At 27.7% G+C, this 7,258-nt stretch carries 9 protein-coding genes; 4 read left to right on the forward strand and 5 right to left on the reverse strand.

Annotation, left to right across the window (positions count from 1 at the left end):
- The 3 genes from Q0352_RS08265 to Q0352_RS08275 form a co-directional block, all read right to left on the reverse strand.
- The coding region (locus Q0352_RS08265; RefSeq protein ID WP_299526495.1) for an amino acid permease at positions 1-2,090 on the reverse strand (2,090 nt) is incomplete at its 3' end.
- Between the two features lie 58 nt (positions 2,091-2,148).
- Positions 2,149-2,586, reverse strand: a complete 438-nt coding sequence (locus tag Q0352_RS08270; RefSeq protein ID WP_299526498.1) for a hypothetical protein — start codon at positions 2,584-2,586, stop codon at positions 2,149-2,151.
- A gap of 15 nt (positions 2,587-2,601) precedes the next feature.
- Positions 2,602-2,991: a hypothetical protein gene (locus tag Q0352_RS08275; RefSeq protein ID WP_299526501.1), complete on the reverse strand. Its 390-nt coding sequence runs from the start codon at positions 2,989-2,991 to the stop codon at positions 2,602-2,604.
- Between the two features lie 251 nt (positions 2,992-3,242).
- Between Q0352_RS08275 and Q0352_RS08280 the strand changes: the two genes are divergently transcribed.
- From Q0352_RS08280 to Q0352_RS08295, 4 genes are read left to right on the forward strand one after another with little or no spacing between them, the layout of a single operon-like run.
- Positions 3,243-3,845 carry a WG repeat-containing protein gene (locus Q0352_RS08280; protein WP_299526504.1) on the forward strand — a complete coding sequence of 201 codons (603 nt, stop codon included), beginning with the start codon at positions 3,243-3,245 and terminating at the stop codon, positions 3,843-3,845.
- 17 nt (positions 3,846-3,862) lie between these two features.
- Positions 3,863-4,309 carry a DUF2267 domain-containing protein gene (locus tag Q0352_RS08285; protein ID WP_299526507.1) on the forward strand — a complete coding sequence of 149 codons (447 nt, stop codon included), beginning with the start codon at positions 3,863-3,865 and terminating at the stop codon, positions 4,307-4,309.
- Positions 4,310-4,327: 18 nt separating this feature from the next.
- Positions 4,328-4,975: an alpha/beta fold hydrolase gene (locus Q0352_RS08290; RefSeq protein ID WP_299526510.1), complete on the forward strand. Its 648-nt coding sequence runs from the start codon at positions 4,328-4,330 to the stop codon at positions 4,973-4,975.
- A 12-nt stretch (positions 4,976-4,987) separates the two neighbouring features.
- Entirely contained in the window at positions 4,988-5,644 is a 657-nt protein-coding gene (locus tag Q0352_RS08295) for a phosphoribosyltransferase (RefSeq protein WP_299526513.1), read from the forward strand.
- 4 nt (positions 5,645-5,648) lie between these two features.
- On the opposite strand, the gene Q0352_RS08300 is transcribed toward Q0352_RS08295, so the two are convergent.
- Entirely contained in the window at positions 5,649-5,951 is a 303-nt protein-coding gene (locus Q0352_RS08300; RefSeq protein ID WP_299526516.1) for an HPF/RaiA family ribosome-associated protein, read from the reverse strand.
- Positions 5,952-6,693: 742 nt separating this feature from the next.
- The gene (locus tag Q0352_RS08305) at positions 6,694-7,095 is read right to left on the reverse strand and encodes an HPP family protein (RefSeq protein WP_299526519.1); all 402 of its coding nucleotides are present in this window, start codon (positions 7,093-7,095) and stop codon (positions 6,694-6,696) included.
- Between the last annotated feature and the right edge of the window lie 163 nt (positions 7,096-7,258).

Here is a 7,258-nt window from a genome sequence, read left to right on the forward strand (position 1 = left end):
TCATTAATTAAATCTTTTGAACTTTTGTTTTCATCTAAAGGAATAACTCTAATATTATTTGCTGATATTGGCAATCTTCCACTACTCGTTAAATTTATTAAATATTCTTCTTCTTGGGCAATTGATTCTTTTGGAAAAGTTGCAAATATTTTAATTTCTCCTTTTTTCCAATCAGGATGGCCTAAGATAATATAAGATAAAAGAATCATTAAATTTGCGTTGTCATAATCTTGTTTTCGAATCCAAACATGAATGTTTTTCTTGTAGCCAAATCCTTTGTCGCTGCTACCCAAAATACATAAGTCGTAGTTAGCAGTTTTTAATACGTTGTAATTATCAATAATATTTGATAGCCATTCCTGTTCACCCCTTTTGTATTCAAAAAGCATCATATTATTTGCTTGCCCAGAAATCCCTGGTTGTTGTATGGCTTGTACAATAGCAGCTGTATTTGATGGCGAAATTATTGTTTGAAGATATACATTTGATTCACTGTCTGAAGCAATTTTAATTAGTTTATTTAATTTATTTTCAGCATTTAGTTTTGATTCTTTCGAAAAATAAGCCTTTTCAAAATGGATAAACGAACCAAAACCATATCTATGAGAAATCCATTTCATCATTTCAAAAGCGCCGTGACGTTCAAAACTTGCTTGTGACAAACATAAAACTGCTGGCCTCCAAGATTCTTCTGGATTTTCTTTTTCAGCTTTTTGAAGAAATACTTGCATAGTTCTGCTAAATTGGTAAATAACACCTTGAAATATGGAAGCCATTCCTTTCTTATTACTACTTTTTAAAGAGATATAAAAATAGATTAAAGCCATTAAACCAATTGCTGAAATCGCGTAGGGTGTATTAATTTTAAACATTAAAAATACACACATAATTGCGCCAAGTAATGAAAAATACCATTTAGATTTAAATGAAGGTCGGTATGATGGGTCTGCAGCAAAATGTTGCATAAATGAAATTAAACAAAGCGAACCATAGGTTACCATAAAAAACATCGATATTATTTCAGCAACAGCATTTACATCACCCATTAATACAAAAACCATTGCAATAATACTTGTAAAAATAGTTGCGTTTCTAGGTTCGTTGTTTTTTTCTGTTCCTTTTGAAATCCAGGAATTTACATTGTTGTTTGGGAAAATTTTATCACCACCAATGGCTTGCAAAGTTCTTGGAGCAACCATAAATGAACCCAATGCAGATGAAATTGTAGCTGCAGCTAAACCAATTGGAATTATTGGTCCCCATAAAGCGATGTTACCCATTATTAGTTGGTTGTTAACCAAGTCATCTGTACTTGCAGATGAAATCAGTTTTAAAGCTATAAACACATAAATTACCATACCAATTATGGTTGCAGACAAAGTTCCTAATGGAATAGATTTTTTAGGATCTTTTAAATCACCTGACAAACCAACACCAGCTGTCATACCAGTAAAAGCAGGGAAAATAATGGCAAATACATAGAAGAATCCTTTTTCAGACGATACATTGTTAAATAGTTGTGAGCTATCAAAAACTTCAGAATAGGGTGTTGAACCAAAAAAGAATAAAACTAAAGAAATAGCTAAAATAGTAACAACAACATATAATGCTTTTACACCTAAATCTGCACCTTTGGTTACCATTAACCATATTAATAATATTAAGGCTGGGATACTAAATAGGCGATTATCATAAAGCTCATAACCAAAATTAGCTGCCACCCAAGGTTTTATGGCTTCAAAAGATTCACCGAAAGCAATAACATAAAATGCCACACTAATTGCTTGAGATAAATACAAGGTAATACCAATAGCTGCTCCAATATTTAGTCCAAAAGAACGAGAAATAATAAAATACTCTCCACCACCTTCAACTTTTTGGTTTGTAGCAATTTCAGCCAATGCCATCGCTGTGGGAATTGTTACCATATGACCAATAATAATTATAGCCAAAGTGCCCATGAACCCAACAGAACCTACTGCAAAACCAAAACGTAAAAACATTACAGCTCCTAAAATGGTTGAAATTGCGGTTAAAAAAACAGGTAAAGTGCTAAAGTTAGCTTTAGAAGAAACTAATGTTTTGCTCATTTATAAAATTATTAATTGACTATATTTTAATAAATGTACAAATTAAAAAAACAGGATGTTAAATTAATTTTTTTTGTGCTGTTTTCTTCATTATTTTTTCTACAATTTCAAAAATTTGCTTTTTAAGTCTTTTATATTTTTTTTCATAGTTTTCTATTTCAAGTGCTAATTTTTTATGATTTTCCATAAAATTTGAATTGCTGTAAACGCTATTATTTTTAATGAAGTCAGACAACATATTATCATGTTTCAAAATTTGTTTTAAAAGTAGTTGCCCATTTATTTTTTCTTCAGAAATTTTTTTAACAGAGATTTCAATTTTTTTACCTAACCCTGAAGCTAAACAATCAATATATCTTGAACTGAGTAGGTGCTCTAAAAAATGAATTTCATCATTTATAAAGTGAATCTCAGAGCTCCATATTTTTGTGTCTCGATGTAATTCTTCGTTACTTTTTCCCCTGTCATTCCAATCTTTTTTAATTTTAGTTTCCATTATCGTAGTTTTAAGTTATTTTATAAGTCCACTTATATATTGATAAATTCTAGCTTTTAGTTTTTTATAACCTTCTAAATAATTAAAAACTTCTTCTTCTAAATCTTCAAAATTTAAATCGGAAGATTTTAGTTTGTTACTTAGTTGTTTTTTTTGAAAATGTATATTTTCCAGAATTAATTTTCTGTCTTCCTCTAAATTATCAAGATCTAAAATGAATAATTGTATATGCTCAAATAAATTTGGAATTCTAGATTTGAAAGGATAATTGTTTATAAGGCGCTTTAAAAATGATAATTCTATTTTAATAAATTCAAATTCAGAAATCCATAATGAAGTAAAATAAAGAAGTTCATTAATACTTTTGTTATGACTAAAAGTGACATGCTTTAAATCTGATTTCATAATATTTTAATTTTAGCATCTCTCTAAGTACTATATTATTATGGTAAATTAAAATGATATATATCAAATGTTTCAGCAAATTAAAAAATGGGTTTTATAGAAGTAATGATGCCTCAATTTGTGGTTTTTAGTCATTGCTGACCTTTAAACGCTATTTTTCTAAAAGTTTTTAGTTGTTTTAAAATTGAGGAATATCATTTTGTGAATCTAAAACAAGTAATAGCTTTATGTAAATAAAAATAATTGAAGTCATGAAAAATCTACTAATTTTAATAATGTGCTTTAGTATGCCGCTAGTTGGGTTTACTCAAGTTTTAAGTAATATAGATGAAGTTATTCAAATAAATGAAGATTTGATAGCGATAAGAAATGGAAATCAGTGGGGTTTTATAAATGAAGAAGGCTTATTGGTTATTGATTATAGAGATGATTTTGTTTTAAATAATGATGAAACAAAATCATATCCATTTTTTAAAGATGGAAGGTGCTTAATTAGAAAATTAGTAGGTATTGAATATTTATATGGATTTATTGATACTGCAGGTAATGAGATAATTGAACCTCAATATTTGAATGCTTCAAACTTTTATAATGGATATACCATTATTAGTAAACTTTTAAAAGAAAAAATTGGGTTTAATGAAGTTTTAAAAAAAGATATTATTAGTTCTAAAGTAGAAGAATTTATTATTGATATTCATGGAGAAGTTGTGCTTTATTTAGAAAATCCTATAAATTACATTCCGCCAACAGTAGTATCAAAAATCCCACCTAAATTACATTCAAAATTTATTGCACCACATTTAGTAGCGGTTATGAAAAAAGATGAAAAATGGGATATTTATGAGTTTTAACTTTAAAAGACATTGTTATGGGACTAAATTTTAATCAATTCGCAAAAGAAGCTAATACGTTTTTAAAAGCGTATGCAGCAGAATTAAACCTAGGGAAAGATACAGATAAAGCTGGACGTATTTTATCTTCAATTTTACATGGATTACGTGAGGTAATATCTACAGAAGAATCTTTACAATTAATTGCCCAATTTCCTATGTTTTTAAAAGCAATATATGTTAACGGATGGTCTGGGAAAACTAAAATAAAAGTGAAAAGTTTGGAAGATTTTATTGATCTAATTAGAGATTTTAATGGTGTTACTTCAATAGTTGATTTTGAATCGAATGAAATTGCTGAAAATTATATTAAATCAACTTTTATAGTCTTACGCAAGCATATATCGTTAGGTGAATTAGAAGATATTAGAACAGTTCTCCCTAAAGATTTAAAATTCTTGATTTATCAAAATGTGATGTTTTAGAATTTAAAATATACGAATATGAATATTATTGAAACATTTGGAGAAATAAAAATTCCTATTGGGCAAATAAGTTTAAGAGGAAGCTTAAGGTTGAATAGTAAGAGTAAAGGAATTGTGTTATTTTCACATGGTAGTGGAAGTAGTAGGTTAAGTATTCGAAATAATTATGTGGCTAATTTATTGCTTGAAGATGGGTTTTCAAGTTTACTTTTTGATTTATTAACAACAGATGAAGATAAAATTTATGAGAACCGATTTAACATTCAATTGCTCACAGATCGTCTTTTGAAAGTAACAGATTGGATACGTAAATATAAGGACACAAAGCATTTGCCAATTGGTTATTTTGGAGCAAGTACAGGTGCAGCCTCTGCTTTAAGTGCAGCTGCTAAATTAGGGACTAATATTAAGGCAGTGGTTTCTAGAGGAGGCAGGCCAGATCTTGCACTAGAAGTTTTAAAAGATGTTAAAGTACCTACACTTTTATTAGTTGGCGGTAATGACACTGCAGTAATTGATTTTAATAAACAAGCGCAGTCAATAATAAATGGTATTTGTGAACTTAAAATTATTGAAGGAGCAACACACTTATTTTCAGAACATGGAAAATTAGAGTTGGTAGCTCAACATACAAGTAATTGGTTTGATACTTATTTAAAAAGTTAAAAATAGAGTAGAATGTTTGTCAATAGGGAAGAAGCAGGAAATTTACTTGCTGATAAATTAATGAATTATTGTAACAATTCAGATGCTGTAATTGTTGCAATTCCAAGAGGAGGAGTTCCTGTTGGAAGTGCTATGTCAAAAAAATTAAATCTCCCTTTAGAAATTGTTCTTTCCAAAAAAATAGGTCACCCATTTAATAAAGAATATGCAATAGGAGCTGTTACATTAAAAAATAGAATTTTAGGTGATTCGGTTTTAGGTATTTCAAAATTATATATTGAAGAAGAAACAGAACGAGTTAGAACCATTCTAAAAAAGCGCTACCAATTATATTACAGTACTAAAAAACCTATAGAATTAAAGGGTAAAACTGTTATTTTAGTTGATGATGGTGTAGCAACAGGAAATACACTAATTTCAAGTATTAAATTAATTCAATTACAAAAACCTTCTTCTATGATTGTGGCATTGCCAGTTTCCTCTCCTTCAGCTTTAAAAAATATAAAGAAATTGCCAAATATACTCTCCATTATTTGTCTATTTGCTCCAAGAGATTTTAGAGCTGTAGGTCAGTTTTATGATGAATTTAATCAAGTGAACGATACAGAAGTAATTAAATTGTTAAAAGAAGCTAATGATAATTTTCAGTTAAACTATTCAAACTCATAACCATTTAGATGTGAGGTTTCATTTCACTTTTACGCTTTTTAAGTAGTATTTTTAAATCTCGTATAGTTTCGTCTGTAGCTTCCTCAAAGCTTTCTTCGTTAGAAGAAGCAATTATTTTTGGACCTGGTAAACTTAATTGAATATCACAAATTTTACCTTTTCCTTTTGGATCTTTTTCTAGTTTATAAAAAACTTCAGCTTTAATAAGCCACTCATATTTTTTAGCTAATTTATGGAGTTCTTTTATTACAAAATCTTCCATAAATTCACTAGTGTCCATTTTCACAAATTGAATGTTAATTTCCATAGTTTTCAGTTTTAAATAATTAACTATTGATACTACTAATTTGTTTAAATAAAAACAGGGAAACGTATGCTTCCCTGTTTCTTAAAAGAGTTTTAATTTGTTTAATAATTTGTAAATGAATTTCTTACGTCATTTTATCTCTAAAAGAAAACTAAAATTAATACTAAATTATAAACATTCTAAAACTCTTTCATTTGGGTTTGCACTACTCTTAAATAATGAAAACCTATTTTTTTTAGAAACAGGAAGCCGAAACTTCCTGTTTCCTTATAAAAAGGCTTTTGTAACTTTGTGATATTGAAATAATTTTTCAAGAATTTTTATAACTAAAAATTAGTATAAAATCAAACCATCATAAAGTATCTAAACCTTTTTATTGATAATTTAGTAAACCAAAGAACTAATTTTTATTATGTAAAATTATGTACGATTTAGAATATTTAAAATGATGCGCATCACAATTGCTTATGATTGTTATCATTATTTTTCATCAGTTTTTTTAATTTTTATAATATGTGTTATTATAATTTCAGTACTTAATAAGTAAATGCTATTATTTGAATAAGAGGAAAGTTGAAATGCCTTTTTATAGGGAACCAAAATCATTTTCTTTGCTTTTTCTCAGTATTTTAATAGTTGAAAACGTATTTGAGTTTTTAAAAATGAAGATTTCTTGCTTATATTTAATTAAAAAAAAGATTCTTTTTAAAACTTAGCCAAAATAAATATCACTAAATAATTACTACTGAGATAAGAAAAACTTAATAATATCAGCAGTAGATACAATTCCCTTTATTTTTTCTTTCTCTATAATTGGAATAGCACGGTGGCGTCCTTTTGCTAATACTTTAGCTACATCTTCAATAGTTGCAGTGGTGGTTAAAGAATATGGATGTGGAGTCATAATATCTTTAACTTTTAATTCTTTATAAACAATATTATCATCATTTATTCCTGCGCCTTTAATGTTATACATAAAGTCAATTAAACTAATCATACCAACCAACTTCCCATCTTCTGTTACAGGAATATGATGATGAAATTCTTTTTTTTCATAAATATGTTTCACATCCAAAATAGATTGTTCAGATGAAACACACACAACATTTTTTGTCATAATTGTTGATACTGAATCTGATTTCATGTCTTTGTTTTTAGTGTTGTTAACTCATCTTAAATTTAATACAACAATCCAACGTTGAAAATGATATATCTCATTTTTAGCTACATTATTTTATAATATATTTAATAGAGCATATAACTTCTTAATTATGAAAACTAAAACAATATTAGAACTGCTTACTTTA

The organism is uncultured Lutibacter sp. (assembly GCF_937891065.1).
Lineage (GTDB): Bacteria > Bacteroidota > Bacteroidia > Flavobacteriales > Flavobacteriaceae > Lutibacter.

Coding starts and splice junctions, on each gene's coding strand:
- Q0352_RS08270 (WP_299526498.1), bottom strand. CDS start 2,586: ATGGAAACTAAAATTAAAAAAGATTGGAATGACAGGGGAAAAAGTAAC.
- Q0352_RS08275 (WP_299526501.1), bottom strand. CDS start 2,991: ATGAAATCAGATTTAAAGCATGTCACTTTTAGTCATAACAAAAGTATT.
- Q0352_RS08280 (WP_299526504.1), top strand. CDS start 3,243: ATGAAAAATCTACTAATTTTAATAATGTGCTTTAGTATGCCGCTAGTT.
- Q0352_RS08285 (WP_299526507.1), top strand. CDS start 3,863: ATGGGACTAAATTTTAATCAATTCGCAAAAGAAGCTAATACGTTTTTA.
- Q0352_RS08290 (WP_299526510.1), top strand. CDS start 4,328: ATGAATATTATTGAAACATTTGGAGAAATAAAAATTCCTATTGGGCAA.
- Q0352_RS08295 (WP_299526513.1), top strand. CDS start 4,988: ATGTTTGTCAATAGGGAAGAAGCAGGAAATTTACTTGCTGATAAATTA.
- Q0352_RS08300 (WP_299526516.1), bottom strand. CDS start 5,951: ATGGAAATTAACATTCAATTTGTGAAAATGGACACTAGTGAATTTATG.
- Q0352_RS08305 (WP_299526519.1), bottom strand. CDS start 7,095: ATGAAATCAGATTCAGTATCAACAATTATGACAAAAAATGTTGTGTGT.